The sequence below is a fragment of the Caldanaerobacter subterraneus genome (assembly GCF_004345675.1).
Lineage (GTDB): Bacteria > Bacillota > Thermoanaerobacteria > Thermoanaerobacterales > Thermoanaerobacteraceae > Thermoanaerobacter > Thermoanaerobacter subterraneus.
Genome location: NZ_SLWU01000028.1, coordinates 1 through 18,411, shown reverse-complemented (window position 1 = coordinate 18,411; position 18,411 = coordinate 1). Strand labels below are relative to the sequence as shown.

At 36.5% G+C, this 18,411-nt stretch carries 23 protein-coding genes; all 23 read left to right on the top strand.

All coding sequences use genetic code 11. The features are described from left to right. Positions 1-27 precede the first annotated feature (27 nt). The 23 genes from EV203_RS11040 (at position 28) to EV203_RS10930 (ending at position 18,331) form a co-directional block, all read left to right on the top strand. Positions 28-1,725, top strand: a complete 1,698-nt coding sequence (locus EV203_RS11040; protein ID WP_132040644.1) for a M23 family metallopeptidase — start codon at positions 28-30, stop codon at positions 1,723-1,725. 97 nt (positions 1,726-1,822) lie between these two features. Further along, complete coding sequence (locus EV203_RS11035; RefSeq protein WP_132040642.1) at positions 1,823-2,413, top strand: hypothetical protein; 591 nt, start codon at positions 1,823-1,825, stop codon at positions 2,411-2,413. 14 nt (positions 2,414-2,427) lie between these two features. Then, positions 2,428-2,634 carry a hypothetical protein gene (locus EV203_RS11030; RefSeq protein WP_132040640.1) on the top strand — a complete coding sequence of 69 codons (207 nt, stop codon included), beginning with the start codon at positions 2,428-2,430 and terminating at the stop codon, positions 2,632-2,634. Positions 2,635-2,757: 123 nt separating this feature from the next. Continuing rightward, positions 2,758-3,369 (top strand): hypothetical protein, encoded by a 612-nt coding sequence (locus tag EV203_RS11025; protein WP_132040638.1) that lies wholly within the window; start codon positions 2,758-2,760, stop codon positions 3,367-3,369. A 39-nt stretch (positions 3,370-3,408) separates the two neighbouring features. Then, positions 3,409-4,833: an S-layer homology domain-containing protein gene (locus EV203_RS11020; protein ID WP_132040636.1), complete on the top strand. Its 1,425-nt coding sequence runs from the start codon at positions 3,409-3,411 to the stop codon at positions 4,831-4,833. Positions 4,834-4,897: 64 nt separating this feature from the next. Beyond that, a complete protein-coding gene (locus EV203_RS11015) occupies positions 4,898-5,716 on the top strand; it encodes an Rpn family recombination-promoting nuclease/putative transposase (RefSeq protein ID WP_207910894.1) in 819 nt (272 codons plus the stop codon). Between the two features lie 136 nt (positions 5,717-5,852). Continuing rightward, positions 5,853-6,038 (top strand): helix-turn-helix domain-containing protein, encoded by a 186-nt coding sequence (locus tag EV203_RS11010; protein ID WP_341765408.1) that lies wholly within the window; start codon positions 5,853-5,855, stop codon positions 6,036-6,038. A gap of 112 nt (positions 6,039-6,150) precedes the next feature. After that, on the top strand, positions 6,151-6,333 hold the full coding sequence (locus tag EV203_RS11005; protein WP_132040632.1) for a hypothetical protein: 183 nt from the start codon (positions 6,151-6,153) through the stop codon (positions 6,331-6,333). Between the two features lie 40 nt (positions 6,334-6,373). Next, entirely contained in the window at positions 6,374-7,027 is a 654-nt protein-coding gene (locus EV203_RS11000; protein WP_132040630.1) for a hypothetical protein, read from the top strand. Between the two features lie 15 nt (positions 7,028-7,042). Beyond that, complete coding sequence (locus EV203_RS10995; RefSeq protein WP_132040628.1) at positions 7,043-7,609, top strand: SAF domain-containing protein; 567 nt, start codon at positions 7,043-7,045, stop codon at positions 7,607-7,609. A 12-nt stretch (positions 7,610-7,621) separates the two neighbouring features. Continuing rightward, entirely contained in the window at positions 7,622-9,184 is a 1,563-nt protein-coding gene (locus EV203_RS10990) for a nucleotide-binding protein (protein ID WP_132040626.1), read from the top strand. A 55-nt stretch (positions 9,185-9,239) separates the two neighbouring features. Further along, complete coding sequence (locus EV203_RS10985; RefSeq protein ID WP_132040624.1) at positions 9,240-10,457, top strand: TadA family conjugal transfer-associated ATPase; 1,218 nt, start codon at positions 9,240-9,242, stop codon at positions 10,455-10,457. A 1-nt stretch (position 10,458) separates the two neighbouring features. Further along, positions 10,459-11,376: a type II secretion system F family protein gene (locus tag EV203_RS10980; protein WP_132040622.1), complete on the top strand. Its 918-nt coding sequence runs from the start codon at positions 10,459-10,461 to the stop codon at positions 11,374-11,376. Position 11,377: 1 nt separating this feature from the next. Beyond that, positions 11,378-12,124 carry a type II secretion system F family protein gene (locus tag EV203_RS10975; RefSeq protein WP_132040620.1) on the top strand — a complete coding sequence of 249 codons (747 nt, stop codon included), beginning with the start codon at positions 11,378-11,380 and terminating at the stop codon, positions 12,122-12,124. 110 nt (positions 12,125-12,234) lie between these two features. After that, a complete protein-coding gene (locus tag EV203_RS10970) occupies positions 12,235-12,921 on the top strand; it encodes a hypothetical protein (protein ID WP_132040618.1) in 687 nt (228 codons plus the stop codon). A 103-nt stretch (positions 12,922-13,024) separates the two neighbouring features. Beyond that, positions 13,025-13,246 carry a hypothetical protein gene (locus EV203_RS10965; RefSeq protein ID WP_132040616.1) on the top strand — a complete coding sequence of 74 codons (222 nt, stop codon included), beginning with the start codon at positions 13,025-13,027 and terminating at the stop codon, positions 13,244-13,246. An 81-nt stretch (positions 13,247-13,327) separates the two neighbouring features. Further along, positions 13,328-13,726 (top strand): hypothetical protein, encoded by a 399-nt coding sequence (locus EV203_RS10960; protein ID WP_207910893.1) that lies wholly within the window; start codon positions 13,328-13,330, stop codon positions 13,724-13,726. Then, positions 13,723-14,169, top strand: coding sequence for a hypothetical protein (locus EV203_RS10955; RefSeq protein WP_132040612.1), 447 nt, complete (start codon positions 13,723-13,725; stop codon positions 14,167-14,169). The genes EV203_RS10960 and EV203_RS10955 overlap by 4 nt, the downstream gene beginning before the upstream one ends. 67 nt (positions 14,170-14,236) lie before the next feature. Next, a complete protein-coding gene (locus tag EV203_RS10950; protein WP_132040610.1) occupies positions 14,237-14,476 on the top strand; it encodes a hypothetical protein in 240 nt (79 codons plus the stop codon). 68 nt (positions 14,477-14,544) lie between these two features. Beyond that, a complete protein-coding gene (locus EV203_RS10945; RefSeq protein ID WP_132040608.1) occupies positions 14,545-15,543 on the top strand; it encodes a hypothetical protein in 999 nt (332 codons plus the stop codon). 55 nt (positions 15,544-15,598) lie between these two features. Continuing rightward, positions 15,599-16,798, top strand: a complete 1,200-nt coding sequence (locus tag EV203_RS10940; protein WP_132040606.1) for a hypothetical protein — start codon at positions 15,599-15,601, stop codon at positions 16,796-16,798. Between the two features lie 13 nt (positions 16,799-16,811). Continuing rightward, positions 16,812-17,459 carry a hypothetical protein gene (locus EV203_RS10935; protein ID WP_132040604.1) on the top strand — a complete coding sequence of 216 codons (648 nt, stop codon included), beginning with the start codon at positions 16,812-16,814 and terminating at the stop codon, positions 17,457-17,459. A 65-nt stretch (positions 17,460-17,524) separates the two neighbouring features. Then, positions 17,525-18,331 (top strand): AAA family ATPase, encoded by an 807-nt coding sequence (locus EV203_RS10930; RefSeq protein WP_132040602.1) that lies wholly within the window; start codon positions 17,525-17,527, stop codon positions 18,329-18,331. Positions 18,332-18,411 lie beyond the last annotated feature (80 nt).

Below are 18,411 nucleotides of genomic sequence, written 5' to 3'. Positions count from 1 at the left end.
TCTTCTCTGCTGCTTCTTTTTTAGAGGGTGGTTGAATTGGGTGATTATTTAAAAGATTACATAAAAAATGCTGTGAAAAGATATATACTCCGTTCCTTTGTTACAAACCCTTATTTCTGGATAATACTGATTTTTTTGAGTCTTATTTTTTTTGGTATATTTACTGTTTTAGGAATTTTTGATGCTGCTTATCAGGATAATACTGTAGCTGCAAACGGCAGAATAGTCCAGCAGATGATGCCCGCTCTTAACCCTCCTGTACTCTCAAGCGACAAAATGGAAGAGCAGTTTTTTCTTCCGTGGGCAGTACCTTACGCCCTTCAGCTTTATGCAAGAGATTGGGATGACACTCTTGATAAGGACATGATAACAAATATAACTAAAGATCTTAACCCTGCTTTTACGTACTTTGATTATGATGAAGTAACTCAGGTGTGGGAAAGTATTAAGGATAAAGATGGGAACTGGCAGACAAAGTATTACGAAATAAGAACACCAAGAAAGTATATCTCTCAAGTGAACACCTATGCAGGAATATATGAACTTCACTATACTCTTCAGTTTACAGAAAATCATACAGAGACAGCAGATTACAAAAAATACACAAAAACATTTTATTTAGCAAAAACAGGGATAGATTTTTATCCTGACTGGACAAGACTGGATGCTGCAATTGCCAAATATGCCTATATTAATGCCAAAACAAACAACTTTAATGTACAGGAATGCACTGTTGAAGGCGGGCAGATAATAAAGCCGTTTGACGGAGATTATCCTGTCACGTCTCCTTTTGGCATGAGAGAAGATCCTAAAAATCCGGGCAGCAAAGAATTTCATACCGGAACAGACTTCGGGGTACCTTACGGAACACCAATAAAAGCTGTGGCTGATGGTGTTGTTGCCCTTGCAGAAGAATACGGCGGATACGGAAAAGCAGTTATCATAAGACATGCAGACGGTCTGTCAACAATTTACGGACATCTTTCTGAGATAAAAGTAAGTGAAGGAAAAGAAGTAAAGCAGGGAGATGTTATAGGCCTGTCCGGAAATACAGGACGCTCAACAGGCCCGCACCTTCATTTTGAAATTAGGGAAAACGGTCAGCCTGTAGATCCGTTACTATATATTGCAGGTATTAAGAGTTTTTCCAGTGGAGAAGTTTACTATGTTGCAGAGCTTAACAGAATAATGCTTCTGGAAACAGCAGCTTCATTCATGAAAAATGAAGAAAATATCGGATGGCTGCTGGACAGTTCAGACTCTTCAATGGAGGTACCTCCCTGGCAGAAATATGATATAAGGCCGGGTGAAATACCAAATGAATTGATTCCTGTATTCAAAGTAGCTGGAGAAAAGTATGGAATACCGTGGACTGTGCTTGCAGCAATAGCTTACAGAGAATCAAGCTTTAATCCAAATGCTGTAGGACCTTATCTGCCGGACTACAACACGTCTGCTGTGGGGATGATGCAGTTTTTACCCGAAACATTCAGAGAGTACGGTGTTGACGGCGATGGAGACAGCATAATAAGTCCTTTTGATCCTTCTGATGCAGTTTATACTGCTGCCCATTATTTAAGTGCAAATTACAATTTGTACAAGAAACAAGGCTACAGTGATACAGATGCATTGAGAAAGGCATTGTGGAATTACAACCACGCATGGTGGTACGTGGATCAGGTCATGTCAATTGCGGAAAAATACAGTGAAAAGTACGGAAAGTAGTTTTGCAGCACAAGAAATTTTAAATATTGACAATATTAATATTTAAGTGTATAATAAAGGCAGAAGGGATAATGTTTATAAAAGGCTGGTGTTTAATATGAAAAAAAACAGATTGTCTGATGTTTTGCTGTGGATAATATTTCTCATAACTCTTCCTTTTATGCTTGTATATCACGCAGGAGTTGAGCTTGGTAAAAAAGCTGTTATCATTGTTTTGGGCTTTTTTGCCTTTTTTGTCGGCCTGTTTTTTATAACCGACGCATTTCTAGCAGTGGTTGGAGACTGGCAGACTGCGATAAAAAATGCAGCAGGATATGTTTCGGATATATGGCACTATACGTTCATTGAGTGGCAGGATCTTCCCAATAAAATGAATGTGGTAATAGGTTATATCAAAACCCATCCATTTGTTAGAAACCTGTTAATAATGTGGCTAATAGGTTTTTTAATTCAGCAGTTTTTTGGCCTGCTGGGACGCTACAGCTATTCTGCTTATACATATAGAGTCAGAAGGATGTCTTCAAATCAGCAGAATAAACCTCCCCAGGAAGCTGATCCAACAGACGGCTTTACAAAAGCCCGCTTTGATGCATATTTTCCTGAAGGCTGGCAGGAAAGGCGCCAAAACTTTTTTAATCAAGTAAGAGAAGCTAAAGAAGAAATACAAAAAAGGTTGAAGAAAAAATAAGGAAGGTGGTAGCAATGGATGACATAGAAGCTGCTTTTTTCTATAAGCTCCTTGAGAAAATAAAACGGCTTGAACCTTCCGGCAAGAAAGAGAAACTCTTAATAAAAGCTCTTGTCATCTCGGAGATGGCAGGGCTGGGATACTCTAAGGAGATAGTTGATAAGCTTGTAGAAAACAGAAAAGAAATGGAAGAAAGATTTTCATACAATAAGGCTGTATAAAATTGTGTGAGGCTTTTAAAAGCCTTACAATAAAAGTTATTTTCTTAAGACACATTTTTACATGTCAGCACATTCAAAAAAGGCTTAAAAACCTTTCAAAGCCGTCTACGGGAGTGCTGTAAAATGGTATTTATATGCACAGGTATAGAAAAACTGGATGAGCTGTTAAAACATAAACTGAAGGAAAACAAAATAGACTCGGAAATAATCTTTTATGCAGATTACCTTTTAGAAGAAAAGAGCAGAGATTTGTACGATACGGTTATTCTGGCACCACGTGAAGACATAAAACTCCCCTTTAAGGATTTCTTATTTGCCTTGAGGCAGAGGGACAAAAGAGTAATACTTTTGCCGGGGAATGAAGAATCAAAGCATTTAGGATATGCACTGGCACTTGGCATATACGACATTGTATTTGATCCGGTAACTCCTGAGAAAGTTGTGAATGCCGTAAAAAATCCTGGCAAATTTTCTAATGTGCAGCAGTACTTTCTTGGTTTAAAAGGGAAGGTAAGCTTTTCGGGTGAGGCAGTAAAGAAGGTGGAAAGACAGAACATCTCTCCTGAAGAAACTGTCAAAGTAAGTACAGCTGCAGAACCGGATAAAACAAAAGAGGAAGCTGCTCTAAATCAAATAAAAGGTATTATGAAACTTCTGGGACAGAAAGTAACAAAAGATGACATAAATGAAGCTCTTGTTGAGCTTGAGGATGCTGTAATAAGGTTACTTTTTTAAGAAAAATGTGATAAAATTTCTAATGGAGGTGTTTTTTAAATGAAAAAATTTTTATCTTTTGTGTTAGTTTTAGCTCTTGTATTAGGAGTTTCAGTACCCAGCTTTGCAGCAGACTTTTATGCTGTGCAAGACTTTTACAAGTATACTGAACCAGACGGGCCTTTTTACTGGGCAATGCCTGACTTAGAGTTGGCCGTAGCAGCAGAGATAATAAGAGGGTATCCTGCGAATCCGCCAACTGCAATAAGAGATTACCAAATGACAGGTAAAGTTGTTTGTAAAGTATTAGGTCCGTTAATGCCTGAAAACACGCTAACAAGAGCAGAATTTGCAGCAATGCTTTCAAGGGCACTGGGGCTTGATCAAACAGCACCTCAGAATCCGTTTAAAGATGTAAAAGGTGATGCATGGTACTATAAACCCATAATGCAGCTTGTAAACAAAAACATTATACCTTTAGATTATTATAACGGAACATTTAATCCAAACGGTAATATAACAAGAAAAGAAATAGCAATATGGCTTTCAAATGCTGCAGTATCATATCAAATACCTTTAGCAAACGTGCCGTTGAATTTCAAAGATTATTCAAAGAATGATTTGTATTCAGCAGCAATTTCCAACGCAGTAGGATTGAAAATACTGAGAGGTTATGATGACGGCACGTTCAGGCCAAACGCTTACGCAAACAGAGCAGAGGCAGTTGTTATGCTGATGAGACTTATGAGATTGCTGCCAAGTGATTTAACAGAGCAGGAAGCAGTAAATGTAATATCTCATGCGGAACAGGCTTTTGCAAAGCTTTCACAGGCATGGATACCAACAAATTTTTATAAACTGCCTGATGGGACGTATGCCGATGTAGGACCTAAACCAAATCCAATTTTTGCACAGGCACTGCAGGAGTACCAGCAGGAAGCCAAAGATTACGTAACAGAATACAATTTATATCCATGGACAGAGCCAACGGTTATAAAAGACGGTATACATTATAACGAATATGGTGGGCTTGTTACAAAAGACGGCTTTTTACCGAACATGGATAAGTACTTCTATAAAGGCACTAAAATGGGCGTATGGGACACAGACGGACATAAAGGGCCAACCATTGGTGGATATTGGGGCAATAGAAATGAATATGGTATAGTAGATAGTATATTACTTAGAGGCGGTAATCTTTCAGACGGAACTTATGTATATCCACTAGGTGCTATCTGGATAAAACCTGATTCATATAAGGTTATTAAAATATCAACAATGGGCAATATTGCGAGTGTATATTATACACGTATTCAAAAAACTGACAGACCTAATGATCCCGGAACATGGGGAACAGTTTATGCTCATGCGTTACTTGTCAAACAGGACGGAAAATGGAAACTCGCAGCATACGATGGTGTATACAACCCTGTAACGCAGAAATGGGATTTAGAATGGATAGACACAATAAGGGACAGGCTTTAAAAATGTCTGTCCCTTTCTTTTTAAGTGTGGTATAATTGTAATAAGGGAATTACAGGAGGGAAGAATTTTGGGAAAGTACGATATAACTCTGAAAAATATGTTTTCTGATTTGACAGATGATATATTAAGTTATTTTCTGGGAGTACAGCACGTTAAAATAGAAGAGCTTAATGTAGAATTCCCCAGAGTTGAGACTAGAGAAAGTGACATGGTTTTTAAATGTATTACAAGCGAAGGAAATGTTATTGCTGCACACATAGAATTTCAATCTGATAATGATAAAGAAATGCCGTACAGAATGCTGCGGTATGCAATTGAAATAATGGAGAAATATAATTTGGCGCCCTATCAAGTAGTGATTTATATAGGAGAACATGATTTAAACATGGCCAACAAGATTGATTTTAACTTTGGAGAAGAGAATTTTTTGAGTTACAGATATAGAATAATTGATGTAGGACAAATGAAGTTTGATGAAATAACACAAACCAATTATTATGATTTGTTTTCTTTGCTGCCGTTAATGGATAAAGAAAGGCGACAAAAAGAAAAGGAAGAATATTTGAAAAAATGTGTAGAAGTAATAAAAAATGCTCCTGTAGATGCAAAGAAGAAAAGAGAGATAGCAGCCAGAGCCAAAATACTGTCAGAGTTAATTTATAAAGAAGACGTTATTAATGTGATGTTTGCGGAGGTGATGAAAATGTTAAATCTTGAAAAGTCTGCAACTTACAGAAGACTCAAAGAAGAAGGAATAAAAGAAGGCGCAAAAAATAAAAGTATAGAAATAGCTAAAAAATTATTAAAAGAAGGAATGGATATTGAAAAAATTGCAGAAATCACGGAATTGCCAAAGGAAGAAATAAAGAAATTGTTAAATTAAATAATAAAGAATGGAACAGACTATTAAATTTTGTCTAAAGAACCTCTTCTGTTCATAGCTATAGAAACAAAATTTTTGTCAAATATAGTGTACAATGAGAAAGTCATATAAAAAAATTTTTTTGGAAATGATGAATATGCCTATACTCGGGGAATCTAAAATATACAAAAAAATACTAGCAAAGGGAGAAATGGAAGGAATAAAAAAGGGCGAGAAGAATAAAAGCATAGAAATAGCTAAAAAGTTATTAAAAGAAGGAATGAATATTGACAAAATTGCAGAAATAACAGAGCTTTCCAAAGAAGAAATAAAAAACTATTAAATTAAAAACGCACTTAAAAGGATGGAAAAAGGAGTACAGATTAGACACTGTGCTCCTTTTTTTATGTTTTTACAGGGTCAGCTAAATATCAAAAAACAGGAGAGTGATAAAAATGAATCAGGAAGATGTTTTTCATGAACTGCTTAAAAAAATAGATCAGCTTGAATCTTCTTCTGAAAAAGAAAAACTTCTGGTTAAGGCTCTAGTCATATCAGAAATAGCAGGACTCAATTATTCACAGGAAATTGTGGATAGGCTTGTAGAAAACAGAAAAGAAAGCATTCAGGCAGAATAAAAAACCAGAATATAAAACTTTAAAGTCAGAGGTGTTCAAAATGGTGTTCATCTATACAGGTATAAGCAAGCTGGATGACATATTGAAGCAGAAATGCGAAGAAAACAAAATAAAGGCAGAGATAGTTTTTTATCCAGAATATCTTCTAGAAGAAAAGAGCAGGAACCTCTATGAAATTGTGGTTTTAGCCCCACATGAAGACATAAAAATGCCTTTTAAGGATTTTTTATTTGCGTTAAGGCAGAGAAATAAGAGAATAATACTTCTACCAGGAGAAAAAGAAAACAACAGATATCTTGGTTATGCACTGGCGTTAGGAATATACGATATAGTTTTTGACCCTGTTATGCCAGAAGAAGTGGTTAAAAGAATAAAAACTCCTGCAAAATTTTCAGACGTACAGGACCTTTTTCTGGGACTAAAAGAAAAGGTAAACTTTTCCGGGGAGGTGATTGAAGAAAAAGAAGAAAACGTAAATGAGATATCCGGCTCTAAAATAGAGATGCTCCAGCATTTTAAACTAGAAGCTTCACGTTCTGAAACCGAACCCGGAATAGTTAATGCAGAAACTGAAAAGAAAGCGCTGGAACAGATTGAGGGTATGATGAAATTCCTTGGACGAAAACTTACGAAGAGGGACCTCAGCGAAGCCCTGGTAGAACTTGAGGATGCCTTAATAAAACTTGTGCTGTAAAAGGAGTGATATAAAATGAGTAAAGTGTTAAAAATAGGCATAATTGCAGGAGTTTTGGTTTTTCTAACGGTTTTCCTGATTTTAAGCAATGTTCAGGCTACGGAAGAAGTTGTCTTTGCAGCAAAGGAGATTCCTGCCGGAACAGTTGTTACAGCCGACATGCTTACAACAAAAAGCATTCCAGTAACAGCAGTACCCCCAGAAGCAGTGAAAAATATAAATGAAGTAGTTGGTAAAAGGCTTGAAATTACACGAACAAAAGACGACTTCATCCCAAGAAACATTGTACTTGATAAAAGTATTAAACTTGAACCTGGCAACGTGCTTGTAAGTATTAATGTGCCTTCAGAAGATGCTCCACTGGTTTCTGCTGGGACAAAAATAACCCTTGTTCTTCTAAAAGGGACAGGCTCAGAAGAAGTTCAATACGTTCCGGATTTAAATATTGTCTTTTTAAAGCAGTTTACTTCTCCCGTAACCGGTTCCATTGAAACAGTTGCGTATTTGGAGACAACCCCTGAAAGAGCAGTGGTAATAGCTCCATACATTAAATCCGGTTCCTACAAAATAATCAGACAATAGAGGTGATAAAAATTGGTAATCTCTATCTTTTCATCAAAGGGAGGGGTAGGCAAAACAAGTATAGCGCTGGCCCTGGCCAAAGCAGCAGCAGAAAACAGCAGCCAAAAAGTTTGTATAGTAGAATTTGATTTTTCCCCAGGAGACTTTGTTACTATTCTGGATCTGGACAGGCGGAAAGGCATCTTTGAGGCTGTTCATACCGGGATTGAATGGGCTGTGCAGAGACCTTTCAGAGAAAAATTTGACGTATTAGTTGGAGGCTACCCTGATACCTATGAAATGATAAAACCTGAACAGTTTAAGAAACTGCTTTATGAACTTGAACACATCTATGACATTGTCTTTGTAGATCTTCAGCCCAGTTTTATAGAGCCGGCAGTAGACGTTTTTGATATTTCAAAGCACATCCTTCTTATTGTAGAAGATGACTATATTGTTACAGGCAGAATCGCAGGTACAGTTGACTGGGCTAATAGGTTAGGCTTTATGGATACCGGCAAAGCAAAGTTTGTTATAAACAAAGTGAAAAACAGAAAAAGCGAACCAAATTATGTGAATGCGCTTGAACTAAAATTGCCTGTACTTTACAAGATTCCTTTTTACAAAAAATTTGACGGCTATTACGATAAAAGACTGCTTATGGATGCCCAGGAAATCCTGAGTATTGTTTTACCTGATGTCTTCGACCCTCCCAGAAGAGGTTTTTTATTCTTTGGGAAATCGAAACTTAAAAAGGTTGAACCTTTGAAAAAGGACGTTTATCTCGAAAATAATAAAAATGACAAAGAGGAGGTTTTTGATAAAATGCCTGTAAAAGTGTATGTAAATACAGGGATAAAGCAGCTTGATGAGATTATCTCTAAAGATCTAGATATAACTGACAATCTTTTTGCATCCGATATAGCAGTAATCTCATATATATCTAATCCGGCGTATATAAAAGAATTAGTTGAAAAAGGTAAAAGGGTAATACTTCTTACAAGTGCGGATGATACTGATACAATAGCTGCTGCACAGGATGCAGGAATAAGGGATATTTTTTTCAGTCCTGTTGATCCAAAAGAAATAAAAGATTTGATAATTAAAGAAATAGCGAAAAGAGAAGGAATAATACCTGACAGGGAAGACAGCTTTAAAGAAAAGCCATCCCATTATCAGCCAGAAATTTCTAATGAGCACAGAACTGAAGAAGTTTATCCTGATCAGGAGAGTAACAGTATGCAGACAACTGAAAGTACAGAAACGGAAAACTATGAGAACAATATACAAACAACTGAAGAATCAGATGTAGAAAGCTTTAACGTTCAGACATACCAGGTATACAATGAAAAAATTAAGGTTTCTGAAATTCCTTCCAATGGCTATGCAGAGCTAAATCAGATTCTTGAACAGATTAAAAACATACTTGTTCAAAACAAGAAAACATATGAAGAGAGATTGGCCCTTCAGGAGAAGGCATTGAAGGAAAAAGAAGAAGAAATAAACAGGTTAAAGTTCCAGTTAGAATCTTTTAAGGAAAAAGAAGAAAAAAGAAGACAGCTGCTGGAACAGCTGCTTACCAGTTTACGTGAATAAAAACAGGAGGTGAAAACAGTCCCGCTCTCTGTGAAAAGAGGGCGGGCTGCTGCTTATGAGTCTTGTTGATAGATCAAGAAATGTTAATTTGTCAAAAGAGATTGATATAAACCTTATTATAGAAGCTGTAAGGCCTCAGATGCTTGAAGTAGCGCATACTCCGGACTTTAAAAATATATTAACACAGAAAGTAAAAGCATATATTGAAGAAAACTTCCCCTACTACAAGCCTCAGTTTATTCAGATAGCAGAAGAGGTATATGACAGAATGTACGGATTGGGAATTTTAGAAAAATATCTAAAAATGGAAGGAGTAACTGATGTACTCGTATTCGGTACAAGAGTTATGTATGTAAAAGACGGTCAGAAAATTAAAGGAGAGGACTTTAAAGACATAAATGAAATAAGAGTAATTTATGAGCGCATTCTGGCAAGCGCCGGTCAGAGCATTTCCTACGCTGAACCGTCAAAAGACGCTGAGCTCCCGGATGGTTCCCGTGTAAAAGTAATAATACCTCCTGAAGCTGTAGAACCCTATGTGATTTTAAGGAAACACTCTGTTTTGAACATGTCTTTAGATGAGATAAAAGACGGTTTAAAAAACCTTGAGGACAGGATAGGGGATATTAAAGTATTTATAAAAAGGCAGAAATTTGAGAGTTTTTCCGGCACCCTTCTTGACTATTTCAAAAAAGCGGTAAAGGAAAGAAAAAATATAGTTGTTGTGGGAGAAACTGGCGCAGGAAAAACCACGTTTATAAATGCTCTTTCTCACTATATTCAGCCCAATCACATCATAGCCGTGCTGGAAGATACAAGGGAGTTAAAACTGCCTCTTCCTTATGTCTTTTATTTAAAAACGAGGGACGAAAGAGAAGGGGCAAAGGCAATAACCTATGAAGATATACTTTATGACAGTTTGCGTGCAAACCCCGACAGAATAATTCTAACAGAGATCCGCACTCCAATAGCTGCATACAGCTTTATCCACGTCTTAAACTCAGGACACAGAGGATCTATGACTACCATTCATGCTGACAATGTGCGTATGGCACTTGACAAGCTTGAAATGCTTATAAAAGAGTTTAAACCTATTGATGACAGAACCATAAGGAGGTTAATAGCAAAAGCAGTTGACATAATTGTTTTTATAGGCCTTGAAGAAGATGAAAAAGGTGATATTACCGGCAGAGAAATAAAAGAAGTAGCGGAGCTAAACGGCGTGGATGAGCATGGTAACTATATTCTTGATTACAAATATGTGAGGTGGTAACATGCTTCTTTTGATTTCATTTGTTGCATCACTGGCTTTTGTCACATCAATACTGACACTTTATCTTTTCAGGGTATATAAAAGGCAACAAATAATAAAAAAGATGGAAAGGCAGCTTGTTGCACCAAAAGAAAAGAAGTTCTCCATTCTGGAAATGCTGGGATATAATGACCTTGTAATTAAAACTCAGAACATAATTTCAAATGTAGGCCTGAATCTGGATGCAGAAAACTTTTTGTTTACTGTACTGCTTCTGGATACTCTTGCAGTTGCAGGCTCAATTATTCTTCAATCAGGATACTGGGGACTGGTTATAGTTTTTGGAACAAATTTTGCACTGTTTTATTTGTTGAACGACCTTGCAGAGCGTAAAAAAAGGAAAAGGGTTCTGCAGTTTGCAGAAGCAGCGCAGGATATAGCTGATTATTTGAAAGTAAATAATAACCTTTTGAACGCAATAGAAAAAACTGTAGATTCCATTGAAAATCCTTTAAGAAGAGATTTTGAAAAGATAGTAACAAAAGTCTATTCCGGAATAAGCTTAATGGAAGCACTTAAAGACTTTGCAAGAGAAAGTGAAAGCCCGATTATAGAAACATGGGTGGATTCCATGATATTTTCTACAAGAATGAAAGCAGATATTTCACAGACTTCGGAGATAATAAGCACAAAAATCCGCAAAAGAATAATGCAGAACAGGAAAATACAGGCTCTAATGATGCAGACCAAAAGCACAGTTTATGCCATGATACTTGTTATGAGCATAGTTATGATAGGTACTATTTTAAATACGCCGGACTACATGAAGATTTTACAAGCACCAACAGGGAAAATGGCAATTGCCTATACAGCAACCAGCTATTTTTTAACAGCGCTTTATATTTTTAGAAAAATAGACAAAATGGTAGGGAGTGTATAGTATGAAGTTTATAAAAAGAGAAACAATCAGAAAAACAATAGGTGATGACCTGTTTGTAAAACTTGACAAAGAGCTAAAAAATGTTGGAGGAACAAAAATACTTTATGTATTCCCTGTAAACTCTGTAGAAGAGCTTTTTTCTGCATTTGCCCTCATAGCTGCCTTTCTTGTTGTACTTTTATTCTATACAGTTGTTTCTGGCACTCCTTTGAGCAGGGTTATATTTCTTATTATTGCTATAGTCATACTTTCGTATGTAACATACAGAAAACCAATAGACGCATACAAAGACAATTTTATAAAAGACGATGAACTTCCTGCGATATTAAATACGATAGCCGATGCCCTGTCTGTAGGAATGCCCGTAGAAAACATATTAACATACATTGCTGAAAACAAAAAAGGACAGACAGCAGACTTAATAAGAATTACGGTAAATAAAATAAATGCCGGTGTTCCTGCTGAAAATGCCCTGAAAGATGCAGCCGAAAAAAGCATGAATCCTTATTTCAGAAGAGCCGTAAATATTTTGATAAAGACAAATGAAACTCCGCAGGGGTTGGCAAAACAGATAACAGAGCTGTATGAAGAAATAGAAGAAGAAAAACTCAACAAAAAAACAGAAAAAGCAGCAGTTTTAGATAATGCGCTTTTCTTTCCGATTCTGATAGGATTTATCATCCCACTGCTTGTAATGGTGCTTCTGCCATTTGTGAATATGGGACTATCCCTGAGATTTGGGTTTTAAAGTGGGGGGAAGCCTCCACTTTATTTTTTTAAGAATATTTGAAAAAGGAGGTGATGTCTCCTTACTTTTCGCAAAAAGGCAATATACTCTATAAAGGAGGTGATACCCCTATGCTAAACCTGTTCATGCAGCTTGTAAAAAGAGATAATCGAGGGATAGCTCAATCAATTGTAGTTATTGGCATAGTTTCTTTAGTAACAGGAACTTTGATTTTTACTATTCCCTCAGCAAGGAACGCAGTAAACAACATGTGGGGAGTTGCAGCAAGCATGGTTCAGAGAATAGATCCACCGCAGTCTTCAGCATCTAACACCACGCCAAACCCATCTGCAGGCTCAGGCAATAACCAAACCCCTGTAAGTGGCAGCAGTTCTACAACTGAACCAATAACAAATCCTGTTCAACCGCCTGTAAGTGATGGGGCTAGTCTCACAACTTCCCCCTCCACTGCTCCATCAACCGGCACACAGCCCTCACAGGGTACATCGATAATTGACCCTGCACAGAATAAACAGCCGGTTACAGGAGTAGAAACCGGGTCAGGGACAACAATTGGGAACCCGGTAACAAACCCTGTCCAGCCACCTGTAAGTGATGGAACCAGCTCCACAACTTCTCCTTCCACTACACCATCAGAACAGACACAACCAGGATACTGGGTTACCCGGGTGAACCCTGATGGAAGTGTAACCAGATATTTTGTTCCTACACCAAGCAGTTCTGGAACTCCCGTTGGAGGAACTGGGTCTACAACTGAACCAATAACAAAACCTGTCCAACCACCAGCTGTTCAGTAAAAGCACAAAAGATTTTTAAGGCTGTATGACCGGCAGGGGTTACTCTCTGCCGGTCATAAAATAAAAAAATTTTTAAAAACAAAAAAGTAAGGAGGTTTCACTTATGTTAACCAGAGCTTATTTTAGTGTAAGAGGAAAAATTTTGAGCTTTCTTAATGACAAAAAAGCAGTAAGCCAGTCAATCGAAGTGATAGGTATAGTTGCTCTTGTAACAGGAGTTCTCACACTGATTATACCTCAAGCAAGAACAACCGTTGTAAATATTTGGAACAGCGTATTGAATACAGCTCAAACCCTCTTCAATAATACAGCAGCAGGTAATTAGAATATCTGTGAAGGGCATGGTCAAATCGTTAGCATGCCCTGTTTTTTTATAAAAGCTTAGAAAAAAAAGAGGTGCATCAGCATGTTTAAAAAAATGATTAAAGACAAAAGAGGAGTTTCTGAACTGGTATCAAGCGCAGCTATGGTGTTTGTTTTATCCCTCTTTTTTGTATTAATGCTTCAAATAAATGTATATAACACTGCTCAAGCGGTAGTACATCAAGCAGCTTTTGAAGCAGCAAGAGCAGCAGCTAAAAGTCCTACTCCGTATGCTACAGCGGTACAAACTGCAAAAGACGTTGGGAAGAATTATATAAGGAACTGGGAAAATTCCATAACAGTAGTGATGCCTGTTCAACCAACACAGCCCGGACAGCCTTTTACTGTTCAAGTAACCTATAACGTTCCTATACTTTCTAATTTGTTTAAGTCTACTGCTGTTACCAGCAGCAGCACACAAATATGGGAGGAAACACCATGATTAAAAGGCTTTGTGCAGACAAAAGAGGAAACGGAATGCTAATATATGCACTTGGAATAGTTGTAGCAGCACTTATGTTTACATGGTACCAGACAGCTTTTTCTCAGCTCCTTATAGAAAGAACAAAGCTTTTAAAAATAGCTGATGAGGCGGTTTTAAAGGCCTCATGGGAAATCTATGAGTATCAATCATTAACCCTATCCCAGACAGGAACGATAGATCCTCAAGCTTTGCAGAAAGGAGTCGCTAAAGTAGTTGACTATTTTTCTAAAAATGGATATACTGTAAAAAACACAAACCTTTCAGTCCAGAGAGGTTACCTTGTGCTAAAAACAGAAATTGACCTGTACTATAAAAAACCCTCTCTTTTAAATCCTGTTGCTCAAATAGAAAAAGCAACCATACCTGTTGAGAGCAAAACCACATTGAAAAAGTTCAAATAATTATTGACAGAATAAATAAATAGGTGTATGATTAAATCAGAAAAATTTTAAGGGAAGGTGATAGAAAATGAAAAGAATAATTGCTTTATTAATAATTGCAATGCTTCTGGTAAGTGCAGTTGAAGTTTTTGCTTCAAACGGGTACACTCTAAGAAATGCCAACATAACAATTGAAAAAGGTTATCTTGTTCTTAGAGGCAATGTAAATTTCTATTACAAAAAACCGACACTTTTAAACTCACTGACACCAGCGGAAGAAATTTCAATTCCGCTGGAAGGAAAAACGGTTCTTAAAAAACTTAAATAGCATTGACAAAATAAATATATAGGTGTATACTTAAATTAAGGTAATTTTTATATGAGAGGATGATGAAGATGAAAAAGATATTGTCTATATTGATAATTATAAGTCTTATGATAGGTATAGCAGGCTGTAATAAGCCTGCAGCAAGTAATACTAATACTACAAAAGAAGAGCTGCCACTAATAATATCACAAGAAAATACTGCAAAAACTGATGAAGAAAAACCAAAAGAAGAACCAAAACAACAGGAAGATAAAAACAAAGATAATATACAACCTGAAATTAAATATCCTGACCCTAACAGCAAGGTTCCTGGACCTATTAAGGTAAAGGATAAGGAAATTTTAGATACTTTAAAACAGGCAAAGTTTTATGCATCAATACCTTCGTATAATTATTTTCGGTATAATTCAGAAAATTTAGACATTGAAAGAAAAAGCGAACTGGATGAGGCTTTTAATAAATATTTAAAAGAAAGAATTATAAACAAAACAACGTGGCTTTTTTTAACAGGATCACAGTTTACAGTTGATATTAAAAATTATGAAGTTTATACACTTAAAGAAAAGATAGGAGATTTAAATATAGGAGACTTTTATGTAGTTCCTAAAGTTAAAATAACAAATATAAAGCTGAATAATGTACCAAAATCTAAATACGAAGAAGTATCAAATACAATTATCCCACGGGGAATGTCAGGAATGAAATTTATAACTGATGAAGTTATATATTCAGAGTGGATAAGCAAAGGATTGCCTTTAATAACAATAAACACGAACAAATTTATGTTTATTGATGAGCTTCTAAAATATGTCTCTTATGACTCTCCTGAAATAAAATATATATTAAACGCTCCAGATTACCAGTTTATTGTGGGAGGAGAGTTTTCTCCTAAAACATCGTTTGCTCCGCTATATCTTAAAGGGAAAATAGTTTTAATTAACGATAATTTTAATCCTTTGTTTTGGATAAAATACAAAATTGAGGGTGATGGTACACAATTAATGGAAAAATTCAGAGAAAGCAATGCAAAAGAGTTTATACAGTGGGCAAAAGACAATTTAAAATGAGCGCAATGAGGCAGAGAAATCTGCCTCATATTTTTTTGGGAGGTGATTTTATCTGATGAAAAAGCTTTCCGTATTTGCAGCATTGTTTACATTAATCTTTATTTTTTCTTCACTAACAGCATATGCAGGACAGTGGGTCAATGTAGACACAAACACAACAAAAGTCTGGGTAGATACGTCTCGCTACGAAACAAGACGGGTCTGGGTACAAAGCGGGTACTGGGACAGAGTATGGGTGGATACATCACATTGGGAAACACGGACTGAAAAGGTTTGGGTGGAAAGTGGCTATTACAAAGATGTATGGGTAGTGGACGTTCCGGGTCATTATGAAACAGTTACAAGACAGGTTTGGGTACCTCCTGTATATAAAACAAGAACCCGTACAAAATACACAACTAAAACAGCAAGATACACAACTAAAACAGCAAGGGATTGGGGTACTGCAAAAGCTATAATAAACAGCATGAAAAATCAGGGCTGGACATTTGAAGGCTCAATAGAACGTCCTGTATATGATTATACCAATCCTAGAAAGCCTAAATTAATCAGGGTTGATATTGACTTATCCTTTTCCAGAAAAGTAACCTACAAAGTAAAAGTAAAAAATGGTTACTATAAGACAGTAAAGAAAAAAGTATGGGTACCCGAACAAGGTCACTGGGAAAAAGTATGGGTAGATACATCACACTGGGAAACAAGGACAGTACGGGTTTGGGTAGAGGACGGCTACTGGAAAGATGTATGGGTAGATACGTCGCACTATGAGTATCGCCAGGTGTGGGTACAGAGTGGATACTGGGCTCCTGTAAACGCAACTGTAACGGTTTCCAAGAGTCCAACCTATATTTATACAAAGTGGCACGTAGATGAGAATAAAGTACCTGCAAGTATGACAATAACAATAACTGTATCCAACCTTACAATGGACAAGAAACCTGCTTCTGTGAGCAAAATAGAAGCCTATCACGTAATCAACAGATATGAAGGAAAAGGACAAGAAACAATATATCCAGTGTCCTCAAGCATGTCGGGTTCAAGTGCAACTTTTAAATTTGAGTATCCTCATGCAGGTGATAAAAACTCTTTAGTAAACTTCTTAATCACTGTAAGTAATGGAACACAAACCGCCAAAATACGTGTATATGCCCCTGTCCCTGTAAATGGATTCCAAACAACAGGTATGGTGGTTGACAGAGATGTTACCCCACAGTTTGACAGGTCAGTTTTAGATAGTGAAACAATATCTTTTTAAGAGGTGATAGTTTATGAAAAGAATAATTTATTTGACAGTAGCTGTCTTTTTAATCTTCTCTCTTATAGTCACAGGATGTGCAAAGACAGGAAAAGAAGCGCAAATTAGCAACACGGAAAATAAAACGGTCCAGCATCTAGAATCTTCTGATACAAATACCGAAGAAGAAACAGCAAAGAAACCAGAAAATAACAACAATACAACTTCCCAGCCTGCATCCAATGAAACTAATAAAATACAGGATAGAGTAATATGGGGAACAGTGATTGAAGTAGCTGGTAGTACGGTCACGGTAAACTCCAGCGGAGAAAAAATAGCGGTGGATGTGAAAGATAAGGGCCATAACATTGAAAAAGGTGCTTTTGTAAGAATAGAAAAAGATGGTGATAAAGTATATGTGGACGTTACTAAAGAAGGCAGTAAAAAAGAAATAAAAGAAGGTACAGATATTTTGGGAATACTGAAAGAAGCCGGTGAGAACTCTATTGCTGTGATTATCAGCGGAAAAGAAGAAACCTATAAAGTCACCAAAGAAACGATAATGCAAAAGTTTGGTACAACAGAAGGGATGACAATGTACATGAAAGACAAACTCACTCCAGGAAACTGGATAAGAATACTGGTTAACAAAAGCGGAGAAATATTAAACATAGTCTACTAAAAAATAGCAATGGGAGAAAGTTTGTGCTTTCTCCCATTGCTTATAAAGTGAAAGGAGTGTTAAAATTGAACCTTCTTGTATCAAACAACATGCAGACGGTACAGAAAGTACGTGAATATGAAAGCTGCGACGTGGCACTTTCTTTTACCTCTGCACTAATAAAAATAAAAAACAAAAGATATAACAAGATCATCATTGATAACATAGATATTCAGGTTCCGGGTGCAGTAAGTGTAAGAGACTATTTAAGGGAAAAAGTAGACTCTACTTCTGATGTAAAGGTGTTTAAACAAAAAATCATAGCTGTATGGAGTGTGAAAGGGGGTGCAGGCAAAACAACCACTGTAAAAAGGATTGCAGAACTGTTTAATAAAAACATAAAAGTATTGATAATAGACTTAAACTTTCAAGATGGCGGTTCAGACCTGAGCTATATGTTGGAGCTTCCTGTTATACCTCATATTGGCATGTGGTTTAAAGAAAAGACTGAGCAGAGCTTTTTAAATGCTTTAATTCAATACAAACCAAATATCTTTGTACTTCAGGCCCCTCCCAAAAGAAATCTGGTACCACATATTGATAAACAGGATATTGAAACATTAATCAAATACGCAAGAAAGAGGTTTGATGTTATAATCTTTGACCTTCCCAATGAATACAGCAAAGTGGTAGAAAGCGTTTTTGAAAATTCCACCAAGAGAATAATAGTGTCAACAGGATTAATAAGCGAAGCAAAGAGGATAAAGGAATTGAATGGAGATTTTACTGTATTAATCAATTCTACAAACAAGAGCTGGAAACCATTTTTTGCCGATTTTGAGCACTATGAAATGAAGGACATTAAGAAAGTCTTGAACGGAGCATTCCTGTAATGAATAAAAATAAGGGAGAATGGACTTTGAAAAAATAAGTACCTCCTGATAAAATACAGAGTGTAAGTTTAAGAACTTAC